Source organism: Mycobacterium sp. Panama NTM2 (assembly GCF_054355555.1).
Genome location: NZ_CM135953.1, coordinates 3,848,759 through 3,873,912 on the forward strand (window position 1 = coordinate 3,848,759; position 25,154 = coordinate 3,873,912).

At 66.5% G+C, this 25,154-nt stretch carries 24 protein-coding genes and 1 rRNA gene; 4 read left to right on the plus strand and 21 right to left on the minus strand.

Translation table 11 applies throughout. The features are described from left to right. Window positions 1–197: 197 nt before the first annotated feature. Both ACXYX3_RS18260 and murA read right to left on the minus strand, forming a co-directional pair. Window positions 198–1,717 (minus strand): 16S ribosomal RNA (locus ACXYX3_RS18260). 341 nt (window positions 1,718–2,058) lie between these two features. Then, window positions 2,059–3,312 (minus strand): UDP-N-acetylglucosamine 1-carboxyvinyltransferase, encoded by a 1,254-nt coding sequence (gene murA / locus ACXYX3_RS18265; RefSeq protein ID WP_458608507.1) that lies wholly within the window; start codon window positions 3,310–3,312, stop codon window positions 2,059–2,061. A 78-nt stretch (window positions 3,313–3,390) separates the two neighbouring features. On the opposite strand from murA, the gene ACXYX3_RS18270 reads away from it, so the two are divergent. Continuing rightward, a complete protein-coding gene (locus ACXYX3_RS18270; RefSeq protein ID WP_458608508.1) occupies window positions 3,391–3,966 on the plus strand; it encodes a cob(I)yrinic acid a,c-diamide adenosyltransferase in 576 nt (191 codons plus the stop codon). Here ACXYX3_RS18270 and ACXYX3_RS18275 read toward each other — a convergent pair. The 16 genes from ACXYX3_RS18275 to fadD1 form a co-directional block, all read right to left on the minus strand. Next, window positions 3,960–4,406 carry a DUF2550 domain-containing protein gene (locus ACXYX3_RS18275; protein WP_241207375.1) on the minus strand — a complete coding sequence of 149 codons (447 nt, stop codon included), beginning with the start codon at window positions 4,404–4,406 and terminating at the stop codon, window positions 3,960–3,962. The genes ACXYX3_RS18270 and ACXYX3_RS18275 overlap by 7 nt on opposite strands. 6 nt (window positions 4,407–4,412) lie before the next feature. After that, on the minus strand, window positions 4,413–4,778 hold the full coding sequence (locus ACXYX3_RS18280; protein WP_241207374.1) for a F0F1 ATP synthase subunit epsilon: 366 nt from the start codon (window positions 4,776–4,778) through the stop codon (window positions 4,413–4,415). A 36-nt stretch (window positions 4,779–4,814) separates the two neighbouring features. Then, window positions 4,815–6,266 (minus strand): F0F1 ATP synthase subunit beta, encoded by a 1,452-nt coding sequence (atpD, locus tag ACXYX3_RS18285; RefSeq protein ID WP_241207373.1) that lies wholly within the window; start codon window positions 6,264–6,266, stop codon window positions 4,815–4,817. 33 nt (window positions 6,267–6,299) lie between these two features. Then, on the minus strand, window positions 6,300–7,229 hold the full coding sequence (locus tag ACXYX3_RS18290) for a F0F1 ATP synthase subunit gamma (protein WP_241207372.1): 930 nt from the start codon (window positions 7,227–7,229) through the stop codon (window positions 6,300–6,302). A gap of 41 nt (window positions 7,230–7,270) precedes the next feature. Further along, window positions 7,271–8,911 carry a F0F1 ATP synthase subunit alpha gene (gene atpA, locus ACXYX3_RS18295; protein WP_241207371.1) on the minus strand — a complete coding sequence of 547 codons (1,641 nt, stop codon included), beginning with the start codon at window positions 8,909–8,911 and terminating at the stop codon, window positions 7,271–7,273. A gap of 49 nt (window positions 8,912–8,960) precedes the next feature. Further along, on the minus strand, window positions 8,961–10,298 hold the full coding sequence (locus tag ACXYX3_RS18300) for a F0F1 ATP synthase subunit B/delta (protein WP_458608509.1): 1,338 nt from the start codon (window positions 10,296–10,298) through the stop codon (window positions 8,961–8,963). Continuing rightward, entirely contained in the window at window positions 10,298–10,807 is a 510-nt protein-coding gene (locus ACXYX3_RS18305) for a F0F1 ATP synthase subunit B (RefSeq protein WP_458608510.1), read from the minus strand. The genes ACXYX3_RS18300 and ACXYX3_RS18305 overlap by 1 nt, the downstream gene beginning before the upstream one ends. A 9-nt stretch (window positions 10,808–10,816) precedes the next feature. Continuing rightward, on the minus strand, window positions 10,817–11,065 hold the full coding sequence (locus tag ACXYX3_RS18310; protein ID WP_046361386.1) for a F0F1 ATP synthase subunit C: 249 nt from the start codon (window positions 11,063–11,065) through the stop codon (window positions 10,817–10,819). Window positions 11,066–11,136: 71 nt separating this feature from the next. Then, window positions 11,137–11,946: a F0F1 ATP synthase subunit A gene (gene atpB / locus ACXYX3_RS18315; RefSeq protein ID WP_241207368.1), complete on the minus strand. Its 810-nt coding sequence runs from the start codon at window positions 11,944–11,946 to the stop codon at window positions 11,137–11,139. Between the two features lie 20 nt (window positions 11,947–11,966). Continuing rightward, window positions 11,967–12,440, minus strand: coding sequence for an ATP synthase subunit I (locus tag ACXYX3_RS18320; RefSeq protein WP_458608511.1), 474 nt, complete (start codon window positions 12,438–12,440; stop codon window positions 11,967–11,969). A 261-nt stretch (window positions 12,441–12,701) separates the two neighbouring features. Continuing rightward, window positions 12,702–13,907 (minus strand): glycosyltransferase family 4 protein, encoded by a 1,206-nt coding sequence (locus tag ACXYX3_RS18325; RefSeq protein WP_458608513.1) that lies wholly within the window; start codon window positions 13,905–13,907, stop codon window positions 12,702–12,704. A 15-nt stretch (window positions 13,908–13,922) separates the two neighbouring features. Then, on the minus strand, window positions 13,923–14,585 hold the full coding sequence (locus ACXYX3_RS18330) for an L-threonylcarbamoyladenylate synthase (RefSeq protein WP_458608514.1): 663 nt from the start codon (window positions 14,583–14,585) through the stop codon (window positions 13,923–13,925). Window positions 14,586–14,598: 13 nt separating this feature from the next. Beyond that, window positions 14,599–15,426 carry a peptide chain release factor N(5)-glutamine methyltransferase gene (gene prmC, locus ACXYX3_RS18335; protein ID WP_458612135.1) on the minus strand — a complete coding sequence of 276 codons (828 nt, stop codon included), beginning with the start codon at window positions 15,424–15,426 and terminating at the stop codon, window positions 14,599–14,601. Window positions 15,427–15,449: 23 nt separating this feature from the next. Then, a complete protein-coding gene (gene prfA, locus ACXYX3_RS18340; protein ID WP_458608515.1) occupies window positions 15,450–16,526 on the minus strand; it encodes a peptide chain release factor 1 in 1,077 nt (358 codons plus the stop codon). Between the two features lie 94 nt (window positions 16,527–16,620). Beyond that, complete coding sequence (gene rpmE, locus ACXYX3_RS18345; protein ID WP_458608516.1) at window positions 16,621–16,857, minus strand: 50S ribosomal protein L31; 237 nt, start codon at window positions 16,855–16,857, stop codon at window positions 16,621–16,623. A gap of 159 nt (window positions 16,858–17,016) precedes the next feature. Beyond that, window positions 17,017–18,591: a fatty-acid--CoA ligase FadD1 gene (gene fadD1, locus ACXYX3_RS18350; RefSeq protein WP_458608517.1), complete on the minus strand. Its 1,575-nt coding sequence runs from the start codon at window positions 18,589–18,591 to the stop codon at window positions 17,017–17,019. A 128-nt stretch (window positions 18,592–18,719) separates the two neighbouring features. Here fadD1 and ACXYX3_RS18355 point away from each other — a divergent pair, with 128 nt between their 5' ends. Continuing rightward, the gene (locus ACXYX3_RS18355; RefSeq protein WP_241207361.1) at window positions 18,720–19,331 is read left to right on the plus strand and encodes a TetR/AcrR family transcriptional regulator; all 612 of its coding nucleotides are present in this window, start codon (window positions 18,720–18,722) and stop codon (window positions 19,329–19,331) included. Window position 19,332: 1 nt separating this feature from the next. Here the strand turns inward: ACXYX3_RS18355 and ACXYX3_RS18360 are convergent, their stop codons facing one another. Next, on the minus strand, window positions 19,333–19,923 hold the full coding sequence (locus tag ACXYX3_RS18360; RefSeq protein WP_458608518.1) for a maleylpyruvate isomerase family mycothiol-dependent enzyme: 591 nt from the start codon (window positions 19,921–19,923) through the stop codon (window positions 19,333–19,335). Window positions 19,924–19,991: 68 nt separating this feature from the next. On the opposite strand from ACXYX3_RS18360, the gene ACXYX3_RS18365 reads away from it, so the two are divergent. Then, window positions 19,992–20,426, plus strand: a complete 435-nt coding sequence (locus ACXYX3_RS18365; protein WP_241207359.1) for a MarR family winged helix-turn-helix transcriptional regulator — start codon at window positions 19,992–19,994, stop codon at window positions 20,424–20,426. A gap of 4 nt (window positions 20,427–20,430) precedes the next feature. Here the strand turns inward: ACXYX3_RS18365 and rho are convergent, their stop codons facing one another. Next, window positions 20,431–22,446 carry a transcription termination factor Rho gene (rho, locus tag ACXYX3_RS18370; protein WP_458608519.1) on the minus strand — a complete coding sequence of 672 codons (2,016 nt, stop codon included), beginning with the start codon at window positions 22,444–22,446 and terminating at the stop codon, window positions 20,431–20,433. A gap of 362 nt (window positions 22,447–22,808) precedes the next feature. Here rho and ACXYX3_RS18375 point away from each other — a divergent pair, with 362 nt between their 5' ends. Next, window positions 22,809–24,065 (plus strand): integrase catalytic domain-containing protein, encoded by a 1,257-nt coding sequence (locus ACXYX3_RS18375; RefSeq protein WP_176215952.1) that lies wholly within the window; start codon window positions 22,809–22,811, stop codon window positions 24,063–24,065. A 126-nt stretch (window positions 24,066–24,191) separates the two neighbouring features. On the opposite strand, the gene thrB is transcribed toward ACXYX3_RS18375, so the two are convergent. Next, window positions 24,192–25,154 (minus strand): homoserine kinase, encoded by a 963-nt coding sequence (thrB, locus tag ACXYX3_RS18380; protein WP_241207357.1) that lies wholly within the window; start codon window positions 25,152–25,154, stop codon window positions 24,192–24,194.

Consider the following 25,154-nt stretch of genomic DNA (forward strand, 5'->3'; position numbering starts at 1 on the left):
CCACCACACACAGTGGCCAGGGAACCAACGGGCTGTTGTCTCAAAGCCCAATAGTGTGTCTGGCAGTCCTCAAAGCAGCGTTCCCACACCACTTCTCACGTTTGTTGTGCACCAAACCCCCACCCACTACAGGTCGGGGGTTCCTCACGGCATCGCAGAAGACCCAGTGCCTCACTGCTTTTCGTGGTGCTCCTTAGAAAGGAGGTGATCCAGCCGCACCTTCCGGTACGGCTACCTTGTTACGACTTCGTCCCAATCGCCGATCCCACCTTCGACGGCTCCCTCCCACAAGGGGTTAGGCCACCGGCTTCGGGTGTTACCGACTTTCATGACGTGACGGGCGGTGTGTACAAGGCCCGGGAACGTATTCACCGCAGCGTTGCTGATCTGCGATTACTAGCGACTCCGACTTCACGGGGTCGAGTTGCAGACCCCGATCCGAACTGAGACCGGCTTTGAAAGGATTCGCTCCACCTCACGGCATCGCAGCCCTTTGTACCGGCCATTGTAGCATGTGTGAAGCCCTGGACATAAGGGGCATGATGACTTGACGTCATCCCCACCTTCCTCCGAGTTGACCCCGGCAGTCTCTCACGAGTCCCCACCATAACGTGCTGGCAACATGAGACAAGGGTTGCGCTCGTTGCGGGACTTAACCCAACATCTCACGACACGAGCTGACGACAGCCATGCACCACCTGCACACAGGCCACAAGGGAACTGATATCTCTACCAGCGTCCTGTGCATGTCAAACCCAGGTAAGGTTCTTCGCGTTGCATCGAATTAATCCACATGCTCCGCCGCTTGTGCGGGCCCCCGTCAATTCCTTTGAGTTTTAGCCTTGCGGCCGTACTCCCCAGGCGGGGTACTTAATGCGTTAGCTACGGCACGGATCCCAAGGAAGGAAACCCACACCTAGTACCCACCGTTTACGGCGTGGACTACCAGGGTATCTAATCCTGTTCGCTCCCCACGCTTTCGCTCCTCAGCGTCAGTTACTGCCCAGAGACCCGCCTTCGCCACCGGTGTTCCTCCTGATATCTGCGCATTCCACCGCTACACCAGGAATTCCAGTCTCCCCTGCAGTACTCCAGTCTGCCCGTATCGCCCGCACGCCCACAATTGAGTTGTGAGTTTTCACGAACAACGCGACAAACCACCTACGAGCTCTTTACGCCCAGTAATTCCGGACAACGCTCGGACCCTACGTATTACCGCGGCTGCTGGCACGTAGTTGGCCGGTCCTTCTTCTCCAGGTACCGTCAATCTCTCTTCGTCCCTGGCGAAAGAGGTTTACAACCCGAAGGCCGTCATCCCTCACGCGGCGTCGCTGCATCAGGCTTGCGCCCATTGTGCAATATTCCCCACTGCTGCCTCCCGTAGGAGTCTGGGCCGTATCTCAGTCCCAGTGTGGCCGGTCACCCTCTCAGGCCGGCTACCCGTCGTCGCCTTGGTAGGCCATTACCCCACCAACAAGCTGATAGGCCGCGGGCCCATCCCACACCGCAAAAGCTTTCCACCACAACACATGAATGCCGTGGTCCTATCCGGTATTAGACCCAGTTTCCCAGGCTTATCCCAAAGTGCAGGGCAGATCACCCACGTGTTACTCACCCGTTCGCCACTCGAGCACCCCGAAGGGCCTTTCCGTTCGACTTGCATGTGTTAAGCACGCCGCCAGCGTTCGTCCTGAGCCAGGATCAAACTCTCCAAACAAAAACCCCCAGGACCAAACCCGGGCAGAATTCGAATCAGAAAAATCCGATCACAAACAAAAGACACCAAAACTGGCATCCAAAAAACATTGCGCCCCACAAACGGGAAAATCCGGGACACAACAAAAAACAACAAACAAAAACCACCAAACACACTATTGAGTTCTCAAACAACAGATGCCGTTTTCAGGCAACCCTGCCACTGTACTGCATGTGATCAGGGCGGTCAAGCTCCAGCCTCAGGTCTTTCGACCGGGGTCATCGGCTTGTGAAGGAAATACTACGTGCTGTCGGCCAGAGGCCCAAATCCCCAGCGCAAGAGGCCAAAACGGGCGCCGGAGGCTAGCTGACGCGCTCGATCTCCGCGCCCAGACCGACCAGATTTTCCACGAACTTCGGATACCCGCGGTCGATGTGAAACACGTCGTGCACCTCGGTGTCACCATCGGCCACGAGTCCGGCCAACACCAGCCCGGCGCCGGCACGGATGTCCGACGACCAGACCGGAGCGCTGGACAGTTGCGGTATCCCCCGCACCACCGCGTGGTGTCCGTCGGTGCGTGCGTCCGCACCGAGCCGGATCATCTCTTCGACGAAGCGGAACCGCGCCTCGAAGACGTTCTCGGTGATCATCGATGTGCCGTCGGCGATCGCGGCCAACCCGATGGCCATCGGCTGCAGATCCGTCGGGAAGCCGGGGAACGGCAGGGTGGCCACGTTCACCGCCTTGGGCCGTTCGTACTGCACCACCCGAAAGCCGTCGTCGGACTGCGTCACGGTCGCGCCGGCATCGTGGAGCTTGTGGAGCACGAGCTGCAGATGCGCGGGATCGATCCCCGTCACCGAGATGTCCCCGCGCGTCATCGCTGCGGCTATCCCCCACGTCGCGGCCACGATTCGGTCGCCGATGACGCGGTGCTCGGTGGGATAGAGCCTCTCGACGCCGGTGATCGTCAGCGTCGATGACCCGGCCCCCGTGATCTCCGCGCCCATCTGATTCAGCATCGTGCACAGGTCCACGACGTCGGGCTCGCGTGCGGCGTTGTGGATGGTCGTGACACCGTCGGCGAGGACCGCCGCCATCAGGATGTTCTCCGTGGCGCCGACGGACGGGAACTCGAGCTGGATCTCGGCGCCGTGCAGATGGTCTGCTTCGGCGACCACACAGCCGTGCTCGATCGTGCAGCGTGCCCCGAGTTGGCGCAGGCCCGCCTGGTGCATGTCCAGCGGGCGGGATCCGATCGCGTCACCGCCCGGCAGCGCCACCTTCGCTCGCTTGCATCTACCGACCAGGGGCCCGAGGACGCACACCGACGCGCGGAACTGGCGCACCGCGGCGAAATCAGCGTCGTACTTCGGCTCGTCCGGTGAAGTGATACGGACGACGTCGCCGTCGAGATCGACGGTCGCGCCGAGCCCGCGGAGCACCTCGGCCATCAGCGGCACGTCGAGGATGTCGGGACAGTTCGTGATGGTGCTGGTGCCTTCTGCCAGCAACGACGCGGCCATCAGCTTCAAGACGCTGTTCTTGGCGCCTCCGACGGCCACTTCGCCTGCCAACCGGCTGCCGCCGGTCACCACGAAACGCTCACCCACGCGGTCAGTCTAAACAGCGCGATGACCCATGTCAGTCTCCGCGAACGCGCCCTGACACGCGTCCCGTACGGTTTGGGCATGGCGGTGCATCTGACGCGGATCTACACCCGGACCGGCGACGACGGGACCACAGGCCTGAGCGATTTCAGCCGGGTGGCCAAGAACGACCCGCGCCTGGTGGCGTATGCCGATTGTGACGAGACAAACGCCGCCATCGGTGTCGCGATAGCGCTCGGGCACCCCGACGAGCACGTTCTCGACGTACTCCGCCGCATCCAGAACGACCTGTTCGATGCCGGTGCCGACCTGTCTACGCCCGTGGTCGAGAACCCCCAGTACCCGCCGCTGCGCATCCAGCAGAGCTACATCGATCGCCTCGAGAAGTGGTGCGACGAGTTCAACGAACCCCTTCCGGCGCTCGATTCGTTCGTGCTGCCCGGCGGCACCGCGCTCTCAGCTCTCCTGCACGTCGCACGCACGGTGGCGCGCCGCGCCGAGAGATCAGCCTGGCTGGCTGTCGACACCCACGGTGACTCCATCAGCGTGCTCCCGGCCAAGTATCTGAACCGACTGTCCGACCTGCTGTTCATCTTGTCGCGAGTGGCCAACCCCGACGGTGACGTGCTCTGGCGTCCCGGCGGTCGCGCTCAGTAGCTGCGTCGGCGGGCCCGCGGCGAGGGTCGCGACTCGACCCATGACGTGAACGCGGTCAGTGCACCGCGATCGAGGGCGATCTCATATCCCCGGCCGCGGTCGGGCATGACATCGCGCAACTCCAGGACGACGATCTCGTCGGTCATGATGTCGAACTCGTCGCCGCGCGGCGAACGTCGCGACACGACCTCCAAGCCGCGACGGCTGAGCGTGCGATCGGGCCACCACCGCAGGCTGGACAGTCGGTAGAACTGCGCTTCGCCACCGCGATACCGCATCACACCGTGCCGCCAGCCGTGGCCACCCACCGCCGGCACATCACGCAGGATCGCCGCGGTGCCGCCCACCTGACGCAGCTTCCACAACCGGTAGCTCAACGCGATGACGGCCAGCAGAAGCACGCTGACCAGCGCGACCATGAACAGCATGGACGCGCTCATCGCCGGTCAGTCCAGCTGGCCGAGGGCGCGCAGCCGCGCCCTGCCCCATGCCGCCGTCCGCTCGTCGTCGGACTCGGAATCCTGCTTGGCCTCGTCGCTGTTGATCTCGGACTCGAACTGCGCGTTCTCGACCAGAATCCGGACGGTCTCTTCCGTCACGGACAGGAATCCGCCGTCGACCGCGATCCGCAGATCGTCCTCGCCGTCCCGCTCGACGCGCACCATCGCGTCGTCGACGAGCTGCGCGACGAGTGGGATGTGCCGCGGCAGGATGCCGATCTCCCCGGCGGTGGTGCGAGTGAACAGGAAGGACGCCTCGCCCTTCCACAGTTCACGCTCGACGGCGACGATCTCGACGTTCATCTCCGCCATGTCACACCACCTTTCCCGGAACAGTCACTCGCGTCATCACAACTTCGCGCCGAGGCTTTCGGCCTTCTTCGCCAGGTCGTCGAGACCGCCGATCAGGAAGAACGCCTGCTCGGGCAGGTGATCGAAGTCGCCCTTGGTGAGCTTGTCGAACGCCTCGATGGTCTCTTTGAGCGGCACCGTCGAGCCCGGCTGACCGGTGAACTGCTCGGCCGCCATCATGTTCTGACTCAGGAAGCGCTCGATACGACGCGCCCGGTTCACCAGCTGCTTGTCCTCTTCGGCGAGCTCGTCGATACCGAGAATCGCGATGATGTCCTGAAGGTCCTTGTAGCGCTGCAGGATTCGAATGACTTCCTGTGCCACGCGGTAGTGCTCGTCACCCACGACGGCCGGGTCGAGGATCGTCGAGCTCGACGCCAGCGGATCCACGGCCGGGAAGATGCCCTTCGAGAAGACCGTACGAGAGAGCTCGGTGGTCGCATCGAGGTGCGCGAACGTGGTCGCGGGCGCCGGGTCGGTGTAGTCGTCGGCGGGCACGTACACAGCCTGCATCGAGGTGATGGACTTGCCGCGGGTCGAGGTGATGCGCTCCTGCAGCTCACCCATCTCGTCGGCCAGCGTCGGCTGGTAGCCCACCGCGGACGGCATACGGCCCAGCAGCGTCGACACCTCGGAACCGGCCTGGGTGAACCGGAAGATGTTGTCGATGAACAGCAGCACGTCCTGGCCCTGCTCGTCGCGGAAGTACTCGGCCATGGTCAGCGCCGACAGGGCCACACGCATACGCGTGCCCGGCGGCTCATCCATCTGACCGAACACCAACGCGGTGTCCTTGAGCACGTTGGCGTCCTCGAGCTCGACCCACAGGTCGTTGCCCTCGCGGGTCCGCTCACCCACACCGGCGAACACGGAGGTGCCACCGAAGTTGCGGGCGATGCGGTTGATCATCTCCTGGATGAGCACGGTCTTGCCCACGCCGGCACCGCCGAACAGGGCGATCTTGCCACCACGCACGTAGGGGGTGAGCAGGTCGACGACCTTGAGGCCCGTTTCGAGCATCTCGGTACGCGGCTCGAGCTCGGAGAAGGCCGGCGGCTTGCGGTGGATCGACCAGTGCTCGAAATCCTTGCCGTAGCCGGGCTCGTCGAGGCAGTCGCCGAGGGCGTTGAACACGTGACCCTTGACGCCGTCGCCGACGGGCACCGAGATCGAGGTACCGGTGTCGGTCACCTCGACGCCGCGGACGAGACCGTCGGTCGGCTGCATCGAGATGGTGCGCACCAGGTTGTCACCGAGGTGCTGCGCGACCTCCAGCGTCAGCGTCTTCGACAGCTCCTTGTAGGAGATGTCGGCGTGCAGCGCGTTGAACAGCTCGGGCACGGCACCGCGGGGGAACTCCACGTCCACGACCGGACCGGTGATGCGAACCACCCGACCGGTGGTTTCCTTGGTGCTTTCCTTGGACTTCTCTTCTGCGGGTGCGCTCATTTTTCTTCGCTTCCTAACCGATGCTGCTGGAGGTCATTTGGCGTCGGCCAGCGCGTTGGCGCCGCCGACGATCTCGCTGATTTCCTGGGTGATCTGTGCCTGCCGCTCGCGGTTGGCCGCCAGCGTGAGGGACTTGATCAGATCGTCGGCGTTGTCGGTGGCCGACTTCATGGCCCGTCGGCGTGACGCCGACTCCGAGGCCGCCGCCTCGAGCAACGCGGCGTAGACGCGGGTGGCCACGTAGCGCGGCAGCAGTGCGTCGAACAGCGTTTCAGCGTTGGGCTCGAACGTGAACAAGGTGCGCGGACCGTCCTCGGGACGGTCGTCTTCGACGTACTCGACGACCATCGGGGCGATCCGGCGCGCCGCCGCGCTCTGCGAGAGCATCGACTTGAACTCGGTGAACACGATGTGGAGTTCGTCGACGCCGAGCACGCCGTCGGCGCCGGCATCGTCACCGTCGTCGTCGGCTCCCGCCATGAACGCCGACACCAGGGTCTCGGCGATCTCCTTGGCGTTCTCGTAGTCGGGTCGCTCGGAGAACCCGGTCCAGGACTCCACGACATCGCGCTGGCGGAAGTTGAAGTAGCCCAACGCCTTACGCCCGACGACGTAGAGCACGGGGTCCTTGCCCTCCTCGCGCAGCAGGGCGAAGAGCTCCTCGGACTGCCGCAGCACGTTGGCGTTGTACGCGCCGCACAAACCGCGGTCCGAGGACACCACCAGCACACCGGCCCGGCGACGGTTCTCCCGCTCGACCAGCAGCGGATGATCCAGCGCGCTGGCGCTGGCCAGCTCGGTCAGCATGTTGGTGATCTCGGTGCTGTAGGGCCGAGCCGCCTCGACTCGGGCCTGCGCCTTCGAGATTCGCGAGGTCGCGATCAGTTCCTGGGCCTTGGTGATCTTCTTGATCGACCCGGCGGAACGGATACGCCCCCGAAGCTCGCGCAGTGTTGCAGCCATCTAGCTCTCCAGACCCTTTCGGTCCAACGTCGTTGTCGGTCTTACTTCTTGGCCGGCTTGCGGACCTTGACGGACTCTTTCTCGACGTCTTCTTCGTCCATCGCCTCGGTCTTGTCGTCGACCGCGACCGAGCTTCCGTCCGTGGCGGAGAAGCCCTTCTTGAACTCGTTGATGATGTCGGAGACCTTGTCCTGCTCCTCTTCCGGGAACTTCTTGCTCTCCCGGATGTTGTCGAGGATCTCGCTGTGCGAGCCCTTGATGTGCTCGAGCAGCTCGGACTCGAAGCGCGCGACGTCTTCGACCGGAACCGAGTCGAGGTGCCCACCGGTGCCGAGGAAGATCGCGATGACCTGGTCCTCGACGGGGTACGGCGTGTACTGCGGCTGCTTGAGCAGCTCGACCAGGCGCGCGCCGCGGTCCAGCTGGGCCTTGGACGCGGCGTCCAGGTCAGAGGCGAAGGCGGCGAAGGACTCGAGCTCGCGGTACTGCGACAGCTCCAGACGCAGCGAGCCCGCCACCTCCTTCATCGCCTTGATCTGGGCGGCGCCACCGACGCGCGACACCGACACACCGACGTTGATGGCCGGGCGCACACCCTGGTTGAACAGGTCGGACTCCAGGAAGCACTGGCCGTCGGTGATCGAGATGACGTTGGTGGGGATGAACGCCGAGATGTCGTTGGCCTTGGTCTCGATGATCGGCAGACCGGTCATCGAGCCGCCACCGAGCTCGTCGGACAGCTTCGCGCAGCGCTCGAGCAACCGCGAGTGCAGGTAGAACACGTCACCGGGGAACGCCTCGCGGCCCGGCGGGCGGCGCAGCAGCAGTGAGATCGCGCGGTAGGCGTCGGCCTGCTTCGACAGATCGTCGAACACGATCAGCACGTGCTTGCCGTCGTACATCCAGTGCTGGCCGATGGCCGAACCGGTGTACGGCGCAAGCCATTTGAAGCCGGCGGCATCGGACGCGGGCGCGGCGACGATGGTGGTGTACTCCATCGCGCCACCCTCTTCGAGGGCCCGCTTCACCGAGGCGATCGTGGTGCCCTTCTGGCCGATCGCGACGTAGACGCAGCGCACCTGCTTGCTCGGGTCGCCGGTCTCCCAGGCCTCACGCTGGTTGAGGATCGTGTCGACCGCGACCGCAGTCTTACCGGTCTTGCGGTCACCGATGATGAGCTGGCGCTGGCCACGGCCGATCGGGGTCTGGCTGTCGATGGCCTTGATACCGGTCTGCAGCGGCTCGGACACGCCCTGGCGCTGCACCACCGACGGCGCCTGCAGCTCGAGGGCGCGACGGCCGTCGGCCTCGATGTCGCCCTGGCCGTCGATCGGCTCGCCCAGCGGGTTGATGACGCGGCCCAGGAACTTGTCGCCGACGGGCACGGACAGCACCTCGCCGGTGCGCTTGACCTGCTGGCCTTCTTCGATCTTTCCGAACTCGCCGAGGATCACGGCGCCGACGGTGTGCTCGTCGAGGTTCAGCGCGACACCGAGCACGCCGCCGGGGAACTCGAGCAGCTCCTGGGTCATGACCGAGGGCAGGCCCTCGACGTGGGCGATGCCGTCACCCGCGTCGACGACCGTGCCGATCTCTTCACGGTCGGAGTCGGCGGCGAAGGAGGAGACGTAGTCCTCGATCGCGCCCTCGATGTCAGAAGCCGAGATTGTCAACTCTGCCATGGGTTCGTCTTCCTGCCTTCGTGTTTCGTTGCTGGGAGTGCTGGGCCGGTCAGTCCGGCAGGCCCGTGCGGGCCGCTGCCAACCGGGAGGAGATGGAACCGTCGATGACCTCTTCGCCGACGGTGATGAGCAGACCTCCGAGGATGTCGGGGTCGACCTCGAGCTGCACCGACACCTCGGTGCCGTAGATGCGGCTCAGCACCTCGGTGAGACGGGTGCGCTGCGCGTCGCTGATCTCGGTCGCGGCCGTCACCTGCGCGACCGCCTCGCCGCGGCGGGACACCGCCAACTCGGCCAGGTCGGCGATTGCTGCGTCGGCGAGATCGCCGCGGAGCAACCGCACGGTCTGAGCGAGCAGCGCCGCGGTGGTGTCGTTGACTCCCCCGCCGGCTTCGACGACCTTGTTCAGCAGCTCGATCCGCTTGTCGGCCGGCACCGTCGGATCGGACAGCAGCCGGTTGAGCCGCGACTCCGCGTCGAGCACACGGCCCACACGGAACAACTGTTCCTCGACCTCTTCGCTCTGCTCGTCGCGCTCCGAGCGGACCAGCAGCGCGAGTCGGGCGACGTGCTCGAGGGCATCCACGAGGTTGCCGTCGGTCGACCAGCGCTGCGCCACAGCGGTCTTGAGCAGATCTACCGTCGATTGCGCGAGCTTGTCGCCGAACAGCCGCTCGACCAGACGCTCCTTGGCGGCCGGTTCGTCGGTCGGCTCGGCGAGGTGGGTGTTGAGCGCGTGCTCCTTGGTCAGGAGCGTAGCGACCGAGGTCAGCTCATCGGCGAGCGTCGTCAGGGCGCCGGCGTCGGCGCCGTCGGCGACCGACTCGCACTTCTTGACGACCTCGGCGAGTGCCTCGCGGCTGGCGGCGCGCAGTGTGAGCGGGGCACCGGCCTCGAGGACCGCCGGCGACGGTGCCATGTCGTCGAGCTCGTCGAGGAAGCGGTCCACCGATGCAGCCTGCGCGCCGTTGTCGGCGAGCTGGTCGCGGATGATCTGCTCGGCCTTGGTCACCGATTCCAACCCCAGCTGCTGGCGCAGCTCACGGATGGTCTGCTGCCGCAACAGCGAGACTTGTTGATCGCCTTGCGCTTTGATGCGCTCGGCTTCGGTGCCCGCTTGTTCGCGCAGGTGCTCGGCAATCCGTGAGGAGTCGGCGCGGGCCTCCTCTGTCAGCTTCTCACCGCGGCTCTTGGCTTCTTCGACGGCCTTGGCGTGTTCGGCGTCGGCATTCGCCAGCTTGTCGGCGGCGGCCTTGCTCTCCATGAGCGCGGCGCGCACCGCTTCCTGCTGGGTGCTCATCAGCTTGCGCACCGGCGGTACCACCCATTTGACGACGATCGCCACGATGATCACGAATCCGACCAGCTGTCCGATGAAGGTGGACATCAGCGCCTCTCGCTCGCAGTGCCGTTGACGTCGACGCCGAGGATGCGACTGGCCAGAGTGGCCGACAGACCGTCGACCGACGACTGCAGCTCCTCATTGGTCGATGCCGCGTTGCGCTCCAGCTCGGCGTTGGCCGACTGCAGCTTCTCCGACACCTCGTTACCGGCCTCGGCTCTGGCCTCGTCGACCACCTGGCGACCCTCTGCGCGGGCCTCGTCGCGGATCGACGCCGCCTCACTGCGCGCCTTGGCCATGGTCTCTTCGTAATCCGCCTGGGCAGCCGCCGTCAGCTCGGCGGCCTTCCGGTTGTCGGCAGCGGTCTTGGCAAGCATCGCCTCGCGCTCGGCCAACACCTTGCTCACCGGAGGCACCACCCATTTCCAGATCACGCCGAGCACGATCAGGAAGATGAGCAGGACGAAGAAGAAGGTGCCGTTGGGGATCAGGAAGTTGCTGGTCCCCCCGCCTCCTTCTTCGGCTGCCAAGACCCGTGCGGTGGTATCACCCATGACGACGAGTTAGCCGCCGACCGGGGTGGCGAACACGAACAGCGCCATGAAGGCCAGGTTGATGAAGTAGGCCGCCTCGACCAGACCGACCGTGATGAAGAACGGGGTGAACAGCCGACCCTGTGCCTCCGGCTGCCGGGCGATGCCCGAGATCAGGGCGTTACCGGCGATGCCGTCACCGATGCCTGCGCCGATCGCGCCGCCGGCCATGATCAGACCACCGCCGATGAGCGCGCCTGCAGCGATAGTGGGATCCATTACTTATCCTCCTTGATAACTGGCTGTCGGTTGTCGCCAGGTTCTGTTGGGTCTAACGGGTACTGCTGGTCTCAGTGAGCCGCGGCCGCGCCCTGCTTGGCGTGGTCGGACTCTTCCTTGGAGTCGTGTCCGGTGTCGTGGTCGTCGTGGTCGAGCTCCATCGACTGTCCGAAGTACAGGATCGTCAGCAGAGCGAAGATGAACGCCTGGATGAGGCCGATGAACAGGTCGAACGATTTCCAGATGGCGTTGGGCAGCCACAAGATCCAGGCCGGGAACAACGCGATCAGGCCGACCATGATGCCGCCGGCGAAGATGTTGCCGAAGAGTCGCAGTGACAGCGAGATCGGCTTGGCGATCTCTTCGACGATGTTGATCGGCGCGAGGAAGGCGACGTGGCCCTTGGCGACCTTGATGGGGTGGCCGATGACGCCGCGGCGCCACACGCCCGCCGCGTGGTAACAGAGGAACACGAACAGGGCCAGCGCCAGCACGAAGTTGATGTCCGAGGCCGGCGGCTTGATCAGTTCGGTGGTGACGCCCTCGGAATCGGTGTACTGCACGGGCAGCACCGACAGCCAGTTGGCGAACAGGATGAAGCAGAACAGCGCCACGGCCAGCGGCAGTACGAAGGGCGCGATGCGCATCCCGATCGCGCTCTCCACCTGGTTGCGCATCTGGATGGTGATCGCCTCGAAGAACAGCTGCACTCCGCCGGGGACGCCGGTCGAGGTGACCTTGGCGCGCAGGAAGAACGCCAGCGCGATCACGATGACGCCGGCGATGGCGGTCGACAGCACGGTGTCCACGTTGACCGTCAGGCCGAACCACTTCTGCTCGATGTGGTGACCGACCTCGAGGGCGAGCACGCTCTGGTTCATCTACGTATCAGTCCTTGAAGCTATCCGTCGGTGGGTGTCGAGGTGTCAGCAGCGGGGGCCGCTGCGCCGGCTTGGGCATCGGGGTCACCGGCGCGCAGCTTCTTGAGAACGGGCAGGGAGGTGCTCATGACGAGGACCACCTGGAACAGTGCCAGACCGAACAGCACGCCGAGGCCCATCGGCCGAAAGACGAACGCGATGGTGAGCCCGACGACGGTGATCGCCAGCAGCCGGGACGCCGAGTTCAGCGCCATCTTCTTCTTGAGCGGATGGTCGTCGGCGGTGATCGACTCGACCGCGCGGCGCACCATCAGCGCGTTGGTCAGGCCCAGCGCCATGCCGATCGCGAAGAATGCACCGAACAGCGGGTAGCCGACCAGGGCCGCGGCGACGGTGATGAGCCCGGAGACGGCCGCGCAGATCACGAGCAGACGAACCGGCCGGAAAGCCACGGACGGGAACACCAACGGCGCGTCCTGCGCTGGCGTCGTCACTGCGTCACCTCAATCCCGCGGTCGTGTCGTGTGAGCGTCGTCTCGTTATTCCTGTGAGCGTCCGTAGCGTATCGGAGGGCGACGGGCGCGCGGGAATCACCCAAGAGGTAGCTCCTGAATCGGTCGATCTGTCGGTCGTGTGTCCGCCCCGATCGGTACCCAGGGATCTGGGAACCAATGGTTCGGAGGCCGGCAACCCGCGAGGTTTTTTCGGGTTCTAACTGAACCCTAACACATGGTGAGAGCCCAAAAAGGGGCCTACTACTTTTTGTCGTATATCGGGTCTGCAGCGCTTCCCACCACGTCCTCGCCGTCGGCGTCGCGCCGCCTGAGCAACGGAATCAGTGTCACCACCCCGGCCACCACGATGGCACCTGCCATCACCGCGGCGGTGTGCCGCGGATCGAAGAAGATCGTGCTCGCCGCCCCCAGCGCGACGATGCCCACCCAGACGTAGATGAGCAGGACCACCCGGCGGTGCGAATGACCGATCTCGAGCAGACGGTGATGCAGGTGCATCTTGTCCGGGCTGAAGGGACTCAGTCCCGCGCGGGTCCGCCGGATGATCGCCAACAGCATGTCCAGAGCAGGCACGAACATCACCGCGACCACGAGCAGGAACGGCGACAGCAGGGCGAACACGTCGCGGGCGCCGTAGGCCGTCTGCGAGATGGGTCCCGCCGCAGTGGTGGAGGCGGCCGCGAGCATCAGCCCGATCAGCATCGACCCGGAGTCACCCATGAAGATCCGGGCCTTGTGGAAGTTGTGCGGCAGGAAGCCCAGGCACGCCCCGGCCAGCACGACCGAGATCACCGCGGGCGGATAGAACAGCACGTCGCCGCCGTGGTCGTGGAGCAGCCCGACGGAGAAGATGCAGATCGCCGACGCGGTGATCAATCCGAGGCCGGCGGCCAGCCCGTCGAGGCCGTCGACGAAATTCATCGCGTTGACGATCGCAACGGTCAGCGCGAGGGTGAGCAGAATGGATGCGACCTGGTCGAGCACGATGGTGCCGACCCCGCCGATCGGGATGTAGAGCACGCTCCACGCCACGCCCATGGTGACCATCACGCTCGCCGCGGTGATCTGACCGGCGAACTTGGTCAGCGCGTCGAGTCCCCAGCGGTCGTCGATGAGTCCGACCACCATGATCAGGCCGCCCGCCACCACCACGGCCGGCAGGCCGGAGGAGTACACGAACCCGCGGGTCAGCGCCGGCAGCTGGGACGCGAGAAGGACCGCGAACACCACTCCCGCGTACATCGCGAGTCCGCCCATCCGCGGCGTGGGCTGCATGTGCACGTCACGTTCGCGGGGATAGGCGACCGCGCCCCATCGGGTGGCCAGCACGCGCACCCAGCCGGTCGCGAGGTAGGTGATGATCGCAGCGGTCAGACCCACCAGTGCCAGTTCACGCAGCGGCACCCCTGCTCCGCGGTCGGTCAGTGCCAGCAGCGTGGTCGACATCGTGAGTCCGCCGCGTCAGTCCGGGAGCGCCGTCAGCGTGGCGGCCTCGACGCCCAGCACGCCGGCCACCGCGTCGGCCGAGACCGGACCTTGGCGCAGGACGCGGGGATGCGCCCCGGTGAGGTCGACGATGGTCGACGCGGCCTGCTGCTCGGCCGGTCCGCCGTCGAGGTAGACCTCGACCAGATCGCCGAGTTGCTCACGGGCCTGCTGCGCCGTGACGGACGCGGGCCGGCCCGAGATGTTCGCGCTCGACACCGCCATGGGTCCGACGTCGCGAAGCAGGTCGATCGCCACGGGGTGCAGCGGCATGCGCAACATGACGGTGCCGTTGGCGTCGCCGAGATCCCACTGCAGCGACGGTGCCTGGCGGACCACCAGACTCAACGCGCCCGGCCAGAACGCCCGGATCAGTTCTTTCGCGCTCTGCGGTACCGAGTACACGAGCCCGTCGATGGTGTGCCAGGAGCCGACCAGCACCGGGACCGGCATGTCACGGCCCCGCCCCTTGGCGGCGAGCAGTGACGCGACGGCGGCACTGTCGAACGCGTCAGCCCCGATGCCGTAGACGGTGTCGGTGGGCATCACCACCAGGCGGCCACCCTTGAGCGCGCTGATGGCTGACGCGATCCCGGCCTCCCGCTGCTCGGGATCGCCGCAGTCGAACATCTCGCTCACAAAGACCAGCCTCTCACTCCGCGCGCACGGCCGTCACGAAGCGTGGCCGCCCGGTGAGGTCGTGTCGAGCCGTCACGTCGGTGAACCGTCCGGCGCGGGTGAACGCGTCCACGGTGCGCGCCGAGGTGGTGTCGTCGTGTTCCACGGCACACGAGCCGCCCGGCCGCAGGAGGCGGGCGGCGGCGTCGACAATGCGGTCGATCACAGCCATTCCGTCCGGTCCGCCGAACAGCGCATGTGACGGATCATAGTGCGCCACTTCGGGTTCCAGCTGCGCGCCGGTCGGGATGTAGGGCGGATTCGCCACCAGCAGATCGACGGTGCCGTCGAGTTCGGCCAGCAGACCGGGCGCGGTGACATCGGCGCCCAGCACCTCCACCGGGGTGCCTGCGGCGTTACGGCGGGCGTAGCGGAGAGCATCGGACGAATCGTCGACCGCGATCACCCGGGCGCGCGCGCAGCCGCTCGCCAACGCCAGCGCCAGCGCGCCCGAACCGGTGCACAGGTCGACGATCAGCGGCTCGGCGGGCAGCGGCTGAGCCAGCGCCCATTCCAGCAGCGCCTCGGTCTCCGGACGGGGCACGAAGACCCCGGGCCCGACGTGCACCGACACGGGGCCGAAGGCGGCGGTGCCCGTCAGGTGCTGCAACGGCACGCGCTGGGCGCGACGTGCGACCAACGCGGCGAAACGTTCCCCGAAGTCGGTGTCCGGAACGGTGAATCCGAGCAGTCCCCGCTCGGTACCGGCAACGTGCGCGGCCAGCAACTCGGCGTCGACCCTCGGCGATGCGACCCCGGCGGCTGCCAACTGCTCCGCGGCATCGTCGATCAACAGGCGCATCGTCACGGGGCCATCGGCCACACTCACGACGCGCTCTGCAGCTTCGCCTGCCGGTCGGCCGCGGCCAGCGCGTCGAAGAGCGGGTCGAGATCGCCGTCGAGCACCTGGTCGAGGTTGTGGGCCTTGAAGTTGATCCGGTGATCGGCGATCCGGTTCTCGGGGAAGTTGTAGGTGCGGATGCGCTCACTGCGGTCGACGGTGCGGATCTGGCTGGCCCGGTCGGCGGATGCGTCGGCCTGCGCCTGCTCCTCGGCCAGCGACTGCAGCCGCGCGGCGAGCACCTGCATCGCCCGCGCCTTGTTCTGCAGCTGCGAGCGTTCGTTCTGGCACGTGACGACAATGCCGGTGGGCAGGTGGGTGATGCGCACGGCGGAGTCGGTGGTGTTGACGCCCTGGCCGCCCTTGCCCGAGGAACGGTAGACGTCGACGCGCAGGTCTGATTCGTCGATCTGAACCTGCTCCACCTCTTCGGGTTCCGGATACACCAGAACACCGGCCGCCGAGGTGTGCACACGACCTTGAGACTCGGTGACGGGCACCCGCTGCACGCGGTGCACGCCGCCCTCGAACTTCAACCGTGACCACACGCCGTCGGCGGAATCGCCCTTGCTGCGGATGGACAGTGTCGCGTCCTTGTAGCCGCCGAGGTCGGAGGCGGTCTCGTCGAGCATCGTGACGGTCCAGCCATGCCGCTCGGCATACCGGATGTACATCCGGGCCAGATCGGCGGCGAACAGCGCGGACTCCTCGCCGCCCTCGCCGGACTTGACCTCGAGCACGATGTCGTCGGCATCGTGCGGATCGCGCGGAGCCAACAGGTCGGACAGCGCGGTCTCGAGCCGCTCCACCGTTTCCGCCAGCTCATCGACTTCGCCGGCGAACGACGAGTCATCGGCGGCGAGCTCCCGAGCGGTCTCCAGGTCACCCTGCGCCGCCTCGAGCTTGCGGTACGTGGCCACGATCGGGGAGATCTGAGAGAACCGGCGCCCCACCTTGCGGGCCATGGCCGGATCGGCGTGCAACTCGGGTTCGGCGAGACGCTGCTCGAGCTCGGCGTGCTCAGCCACGATGGCGTCGATCGCTGTTGCCGTGTCGCTCATCTCGCCTCCTTCGTCCGAACCGGTTGGTCTACCCCAGTCACGAAACGGCGCCCGGCCTGCGCAGAGTGCGACAGAGCGGGCGCCGTTCGGTCAGCTATTTGTCGCCGGAAGCCTCGGACGACTTCGTGCGCTTGCCGTACCGCTTCTCGAAGCGGGCCACGCGGCCGCCGCTGTCCAGGATCTTCTGCTTGCCGGTGTAGAACGGGTGGCACTGCGAGCAGACCTCGACAGTGATGTTGCCGCTCTTCTTCGTGCTGCGGGTGGTGAAGCTGGCACCGCAACCACACAGCACCGTGGTGTCGACATAGTCCGGGTGGACGCCTGATTTCATGGTTTCCTCTTCGATCGTGGGCCCCGGGTCGCCCCTCCCGTGTCGGGAAGTTTCGGCGTGAACCGGAACCGAGGTGTAGGCACCCGGCCGGAGGCCGGAAGGCTGGCCCAAATTATGCCAGGTCAACCGCCAAGAGCCTAAACGTGCGCAGTACGCCCCCTATTCCGTCACCTCGGAGTACGCCCGACCGTCCCGACGCCAGAGCACTCGACCCGCGGGTTCAACCCCCATCGCGACGAGTTCCCGCTTGAGCACTTTGTTGGTCGCCGTCGCGGGCAGTTCAGGGGCCACCCAGACGTGGCCCGGCCAGGCCTTCGGCGACAGATCCGGCTGTGCCGCGAGGAAGGCGCCGAAGTCCTCGGGTGTCAGCGTCGCGCCGTCTGCCAACACGAGCGCGGCCATCACCTGGTCGCCGACGAGCTCGTCGGGAACGGGATAGACCGCGACCTGGCTGATCGCGGGCAGGCGACCGAGGATCCGCTCGATCGGCGCGGCGGTCATGTTCTCTCCGTCCACCCGCATCCAGTCGGCGGTGCGCCCGGCGAGGTAGATCCAGCCGGCGGCGTCGCGGTAGGCGAGGTCGCCGGACCAGAACATGCCGTGGCGCATGCGCTCGTCGGTGGCGTCCTGGTCGTTGTAGTAGCCGGCGAACATTCCCGGCCCCTCGGTGTTGACGAGCTCCCCGATGGCGGCGTCGCCGTTGCGCAATGCGCCGTGCTCGTCGAACTCGGCGACGGCGCACTCGGTCAGCGTCTCCGGGTCGTAGATGGCGACGCCCGGGAACCCCTTGCCGATCGACCCGGGCGGACAGCCGTCCTCCCGGGTGACGGTGACCGCGTTCTCGGTCGAACCGAAGCCGTCCCAGACCTGGCAGCCGAACCGGCGGGCGAATTCAGCGATGTCCCGGTCGCTCGCCTCGTTCCCGAAGGCGATGCGCAACGGGTTGTCGGCATCGTCGGGTTGCTCTGCCCGCGCCAGCAGGTACGCCAGTGGCTTACCGACGTAGTTCATGTACGTGACGCCGTGACGGCGCACGTCGTCGAGGAACCGCGACGCGCTGAACGGCGCGGGCACCATCGCCGCTCCGGAGTTCAGCGCGACCGACCAGCCGGCGAGGATGCCGTTGCTGTGGAACAGCGGCATCGACAGGTAGCAGACGTCGGCGGGGCTGAGCTCGAACCGCCCGCTCAGTGCGGCACCGGCCAGCACCACCATGGCGTGCATCATCTTCACGGCCTTGGGGTCGCCACTGGTCCCGGACGTGAAGATCAGCATGAACGTGTCGGTGGCGCCGACCTCGCGGTGCGGCACCAGTGGTGGCGCACCGGCGATGACCTGTTTCCATTCGGCACTGCCGACCGTCAGCACGCGGACGTCCGCCAGGTCCAGACCGTCGAGGAGGCCGGCGTGCGCCTCGTCGGTGAGCAGGATCTGCACATCGGCGCGCCGGATGTCGCGGCCCAGCGCCTCGCCGCGGCGGGTGTCGTTGATCCCGCACAGCACGTAGCCGCCCAATCCCGCGGCGGCCAGCGCGGTCAGCATCTCGGGGGTGTTGCCGAGCAGCACGCCCACATGCAGGGGCCGCGTCGGATCGGCCAGGCCGATGAGAGCAGCCGCCTGCGCCTCCGCATCTGCGAGGTGCTGACGCCACGTCCAGCGCTGCCCGTCTCGGGTCACCGCGAGTCCGTCGTCGTCGCGTCGTTCCCGCAGCAGCTGCTGCACGGTCTCGGCCATCGGCACGTCCTTCGCGGTGGTGAACACTTTCCCGTCGGTGTCTACTCGACCGGCCGGCGCAGCGTACCAACGGCGCGTCGACCATTTGCGAAGATAGGGCGGTGAGCGTGGACACCGGGGCAGATTCTGTGACCGATCCGCAGACCGCCCGTGGCCGGTCGGTGCGAGATCGCCTCATCGACGCCGCCGAGCAGTGCTTGACGGCCAAGGGCATTCGCGCGACGACGGTGTCAGAGGTCGCCGAGGTGGCCGGCGTGAGTCGGGGCTGGCTGTATCGGCACTTCCCGGACAAGGCCGAGCTGCTCGGAGCCGCGATCGTCCGGCTGAACGAGGCGTTCTGGAGCGAGTCGAAGTCCCGACTCGATGCGGTCGACGGGCTCGACGAGCGCATCGCCGTCGGTGTGGCGCTCGCACGGCGGGAGTCGGAGGCCCCGGGTGCGTTGGTGCTGAAACTGCGTCAGCAGGAGCCCGAAGCGTTCACCGCCTGCGCCGGACTGGGCGTACGCGGCCTGATCCCGGAGATCGCCGCGTTCTGGAAGCCGTATCTGGAGGCCGCGGTGGACGCCGGAGAGATCCACCCGGCCACCGATTGTGCAGAGGCCGCCGAGTGGATCGCGCGGATCGTCGTCAGCCTGGCGACGGTGCCGGGCGAGCACTGCGACCTCGATGACCACGCGTCGGTTCTGCGCCACGCCCGGCGCTACATCGTCGCGGGACTGCGGGCCGAGCCGGCGCCCTGAGTCACGCGGCGGCCGGCGGCCTGCCCGTCATCTGCATGAGGAGCTCGCGGATCGGCGCGTGGTGTGTGCGGCCCTCCCCCACCTCGAAGTCGACATCGGTGGCGACGAGCCGCACTCCGGCGAGACGCCGACGCGCCTGGAACGGGAAACCCATCTGCCAGACGCGCTGCGCGGCCGCGACGGCGGCGTCGTCAGGCATCGCTCGATCGACGCCGAGAGGAACGCACAGGTCCTGGCCGTGGACGAGCAGGTCGATCAGCGGCTCCATCGCCGAGGTTCCGGGCGGGTGCCGTCGCGATTCGGCGTCGGCCCGTAGCGCGGCGGCGATCTGCGCCGGGCTGCGCCGGTCTGTGCGAGCCATGCGATCGACCACAGCGTTGAAGCGAAAGCCGCTGCGTGCGGCCTCGAACAGCATGCGCGGCACGGGCAGGGTGCCGTGGGTGAGATGAGCGGCCACGTGACGGACCGACCACCCGGCGCACAGGGACGGCGTCTCCCAGCACCCCGGCTGGTCGGCGTCCAGAGCCTCGACGAGGTCGGCGAGCTCACGACGCTGGGCGGCGATGTGTCGCCACACAACTGCATCCTCCACGAGACCCTCCCCATTTAGTCAGTTACCCTGACGAAAATAGTCAGATACTCGTACTAAAGTCAACGACCATGGCGGACGACCCGAGTACGGCAACGCTGATGTTCATCGCGCACCGCGACGTCGAAACGCGGGTGATGGCCGCGCTGGCCACGGCGGGAATCACCGATGTGACGCTCGCGCAGTCGCGATTGCTCCAGCGCCTGAGCCCGGAAGGCACGCGTCTGACCGACCTGGCCGATCAGGCCCGGATCACCAAACAGACCGCCGGCGCGCTCGTCGATCAACTGGAACGTGCGGGCTACGTGGACCGCAGGCCCGACCCGCGTGACGCACGGGCACGCCTGGTGACGCTCACCGACAAGGGCGACGCACTGTGCCGCCTGGCAGCCGACGAGGTCGCCCGGGTCGAGCAGCGGTGGCGCGAGCGCCTCGGGGCACGGTCCTTCGAGGCGCTGCGCGCGGCGTTGATCTCGCTACGCGAGATCACCGACCCCTACCGCTGACAAGTCAGTCGTCGCCGTTGCCGCCGGGGGTGTTCTTCGAGACCTGGACCAGGAACTCGTAGTTGTTCTTGGTCTTGCGCAGCTGACTCATCAGCAGGTCGATGGCCTGGTGCGGGTCCAGCCCGGAGAGCACGCGGCGCAGCTTGTGCACGATCGCGAACTCGTCGGGCGAGAGCAGCAGCTCGTCCTTGCGGGTACCGGACGGGTTGACGTCCACCGCGGGGAACACCCGGCGCTCGGCGATCTTGCGGTCGAGCTTGAGCTCGGCGTTACCGGTGCCCTTGAATTCCTCGAAGATCACCGTGTCACCGGTGGAACCGGTCTCGACCATCGCCGTGGCGATGATGGTCAGCGAGCCACCCTCTTCGATGTTGCGCGCCGCACCGAGGAACCGCTTCGGCGGGTACAGCGCGGTCGAGTCGACACCACCGGAGAGGATGCGACCGGACGCGGGCGAGGCGTTGTTGTAGGCGCGGCCCAGCCGGGTGATGGAGTCCAGCAGCACGACGACGTCCTTGCCCTGCTCCACGAGGCGCTTCGCGCGCTCGATCGCGAGCTCGGCAGCCTGCGTGTGGTCTGACGGCGGACGATCGAAGGTCGAGGCGATGACCTCTCCCTTGACCGAGCGCTGCATGTCGGTGACCTCTTCGGGCCGTTCGTCGACCAGCACGACCATCAGGTGGCATTCGGGATTGTTGCGGGTGATCGCGTTGGCGATGTCCTGCATGATCGTGGTCTTACCGGCCTTGGGCGGCGAGACGATCAGGGCGCGCTGGCCCTTGCCGATCGGCATGATCAGGTCGATGACGCGCGTGGTCAGCTTGTCTCCGCTGGTCTCCAGGCGCAGCCGCTGATTCGGGTAGAGCGGCGTGAGCTTGGTGAACTCGGGCCGCTTGCGGGCCTCCTCGACGGGCTTGCCGTTGACGGAGTCCAGGCGCACCAGCGGATTGAACTTCTGGCGGGAGTTCTGCCCTCCGCCGTCGCCCTCCTTGGGCACCCGCACGGCACCGGTCACCGCGTCACCGCGGCGCAGCCCGTTCTTGCGGACCATGTTCATCGACACGTAGACGTCATTGGGCCCCGCCAGGTATCCGGAGGTCCGCACGAACGCGTAGTTGTCGAGGACGTCGAGAATGCCGGCGACCGGCTGCACGACGTCGTCTTCGCGCAGTTCGGTGTCGCGGTCCGCACCGCCGCCGCCACCCTCACCACCGCGTTCGCGGCGGCGACGATCACGGAATCGGCGGCCGCGCCGGCCCTGCCGGCCGTCACCGTCGTCGTCGTTGTCGTTGTCGGAGTTGCGGTTGTCCTGGTTGCGATTGCCCTGGTTGCGGTCGTTCTGCTGGTTCTGCTGCCGGTTGCCACCATCGTTCTGGTTGCGGTCGTTCTGGCTGCGGTCGTTCTGGTTGCGGTTGTCGTTCTGACGACCACCGTCGTTCTGCCGGTTGCCGCTCTCGTTCTGGTTGCGGCCCTCGTTCTGACGGGTGCCGCCCTCGTTCTGGGTGCGACCCTCGTTCTGGGTGCGGCCGTCGCGGTCGGACTTCTCCGCCGCGTCACGTGTGGTGTCCTGGCTGTCCTGCCCGCGCTCCTGCTCGGGCTTGCGCTCCGGGGCCTCGGTGGGCGCCGGGGCGGCCTCTGCACGCGGGGCGTCCTGGCTCTCGGGCTGGTCAGTGGTCTTGGCTTCACCCTGCCCGCGGGACGCGGATCGGCGCTCGCGGCGCTGCGGCGGCGCCGCATCGGCCGGCGCGGAGGCCTCGGCTGCGGGTGCGGATTCGGCAGACTTGCCGTTGGTGTCGCCGCGGCGCTCACGGATGGCGGCGATCAGTTCGCTCTTGCGCATCCCGGAGGCGCCTTCGACGCCGATCTCTTTGGCCAGCGTGCGCAGCTCGGGCAGCACCATGCTGGTCAGCGCGCCGCGGCGCGCGGGCGCCGCGGATGCAGCGGGAGCGTCGGTGGTCACGGCAGGAGACGCGCCGTTGTCAGCGCTGGAGTCAGCCGTGATGAGGTCCGTATCGGTCACGGATTTCCTTTCTTCCCTCGCTGATCTTCGTCTCGCGAGGGGTCTGTGCGCTCAGTCCAATCCGCTGAACGCTGAGGTCACACCGCTGCCACAGCATCGGTGATCCACGGGTCCGCCGGGATACGACACAACCGCCGGTCCACGAGTTGAGCACCTGAAAAGTTTGGATCGTCCTGAGGTCTGCAGTCGACGCAGGGCGAAATGCCTGCGATTGCTGGACGACTGCGAGAATAACCCGCTTCGGAGCCGGAAGCAAGAATCCGGCTTGACTCACGAAAAGTGCCCGCGAAACGCCCTCGGTGCCTCACGTAAGAATGCCCGCGAAATGGTGATCGTCGTGGAGCATGGGAAGTGGGTTGTCGATGGCGTCTCGTGCCGAGGTCACCGCCAGGTACGCCAAGGCGTATGTGAGGGCTTCGAAGAAGGACCGGGGCCGGATTCTGGATCAGGTGGTCGAGGTGACCGGCTGGTCGCGTGATAACGCCCGCCGGCGGCTCACGGTAGCGGCCAGGCGCCCGCCGGGTGCGGGCCGCAGTGTCGCAAAACGGCCGCGCAAACCGCGCTCGCCGAAGTACAGCTATGACACCCGTAAGGTGCTGCAGAAGGTCTGGGCCGCCTCGGGTGGGCAGTGCGGCAAGTACCTGGCTGCTTCGATGGCCCTGCAGCTCGACGGGTTGGAGCGCCACGGCGAGTTGGTCTTTGGCCGTGACCGTTACAGCCCGACGGTGCGCGAGGAGCTGTTGGCGATGAGCGCGGCGTCAATCGACCGCTATCTGGCGCCGGTGAAAGCCAAAGACCAGATCAAGGGCAAGTCCACCACCAAGCCCTCGCCGCTGTTGCGCTCGTCGGTCAAGATTCGCAAGGCCACCGACGAAATCGAAGCTGCGCCAGGCTTTTTCGAAGGAGACACCGTCGCGCACTGCGGGCCGACGTTGAAGGGCGAGTTCGCCCGCACCCTCAACCTCACCGATGTGCACACCGGCTGGACTTTCACGCGGACCGTGCGCAACAACGCCCACACCCACATCCTGGCCGCCCTGAAAGCAGGTGTGCATGAAATACCGTATGAGGTAACTGGTTTGGACTTCGACAACGGCACCGAGTTCCTCAACAAAGCCGTCATCAAATGGGCCGGGCAGATGGAGATCTTCTTCACCCGCTCCCGGCCGTACAAGAAGAACGACCAGGCCACCATCGAGTCCAAGAACAACCATCTCGTCCGCAAGTACGGGTTCTACTACCGCTACGACACCGACGAGGAACGTGCGGTGCTCAACCGGCTCTGGCCTCTGGTCAACGACCGGCTCAACTACCTGACCCCCACCATCAAACCCATCGGCTACGCCAGCAGCGGTGACGGCCGGCGCCGCCGTCTCTACGACCAGCCCAAGACCCCACTGGACCGGCTACTGGCGGCCGGCGTCCTCTCACCAGCCCAAGAATCGGAGCTCCTGACCTACCGCGACAGCCTGAACCCGGCCGCGATGGGACGCCAGATCGCCGACCTGCAGAACCGACTTCTCCAGCTGGCCAAGGAGAAAACCGAACAGCTCTACCTCGCCAGCATCCCCACCGCCCTACCCGACACCCGCAAAGGCATCCGGATCAAGGCCTCCTGACCCAACGCCGTTTCGCGGGCATTCTTACCTGAGGCATGGATCAGATTTCGCGGGCATCTTGATCTGAGGCATCACGGAATCGCCGTGATTCATCTGGTGCGTGTGTGACTGCGGCGGTGCCGGCGATCAGGACCGCGCGGCGACACCGGCCGACCAGGTCACCCCGTGTCCGACCGGGGTCTTCACGACGGTGAACCCGAGTTCCCGACCGCGTTGCACCGCCTCGGCGGGCAGTTCGGCATGGTGCTCGGCGTGGTTACCGAAGGCGAGCACTGCGGGCCCGGCGCCCGACAGCACTGCTGGTATGCCACAACGACGCAGGACGTCGAGGTATTCCGCGGACGCCGGTAGCGCAGGGGCCCGTTGCGGCTGGTGCAGCACGTCCTCGGTCGCAGCCATCAGCAGGTCGGGCCGCTCGGTCAGCGCCACGACCAACAGCGCCGCCCGACTCAGGTTGAAGCGGGCATCGGTGTGGCTGACCTGGTCCGGGAGCAGGATTCGGGTCTCCGCGGTGGACGAGCGCACGGCAGGGATCGCACTGAACAGCACGATGTCCGGATGCAGCCGGATCGGCGCAGCGGAGTAGCGAGGCGCTCCCCCGGCGCCCTCGGTCCACGACACCACTGCGCCACCCAGCACTGCAGCAGAGGCGTTGTCGGGATGCCCTTCGAACTCCGAGGAGGCCTGCACCAGGGCCTCGGTACACATCGGACTCGAACCCGCCTGTGCGGCAAGGCCGTTGGCAGCAGCCAGCCCGCCGACGACGGCAGCCGCCGACGAGCCGAGACCGCGCGAGTGGGGAATGGTGTTGCGGCAGCGGACGATCAGCCCCGGCGCCGAGACGTTCGTCTCCTGCAACCCGCGTTGGATGGCCCGCACCACCAGATGAGACGCATCGAGAGGCACCTGCCCCTCGCCTTCGCCCCGCACCTCGACCACGAGGCCCGATTCTGTTGTCTCGACCACGATTTCGTCGTAGATGCCGAGCGCGATGCCCATGCTGTCGAAACCGGGGCCCAGGTTGGCGCTCGAGGCCGCCACCACTGCGGTCGCGGTCAAACCCGGGGGCAGGGTACGGGTCGCGGACAC